The 272-nt window shown below is 41.5% G+C and carries 1 pseudogene; it reads right to left on the reverse strand.

Going from position 1 to position 272, the window contains the following annotated elements:
* Positions 1-69 precede the first annotated feature (69 nt).
* Positions 70-272 (reverse strand): annotated as a pseudogene (locus SB660_RS20645) (YneB family resolvase-like protein); the annotation flags it as partial.

Here is a 272-nt window from a genome sequence, read left to right on the forward strand (position 1 = left end):
GCAAAGTTGAGCTCTCTACTCCCCTTCAAGACTGTTAGCTAGAATAAAAAAAAAGACTAGCAGTGCAAATTATTTGCCTGCTAATCTTTCTTGATGTTCTTGATAGCGCCTATGTACGGTTGCCTTACTAACTTCGAAGCCAAGACCTCTCAGTGTCATGGCTATTTCTTCAAAAGTAAAGCCCCGATTTCGCAACTTCACTATTTCTTCTACAGGTACTTCCTTGCGCTCCTGACCATTTGGATTGCCACGATTGGACAAGTTATTTTCTG

It is taken from the genome of Bacillus sp. SIMBA_005 (genome assembly GCF_046535585.1).
GTDB lineage: Bacteria > Bacillota > Bacilli > Bacillales > Bacillaceae > Bacillus > Bacillus pumilus.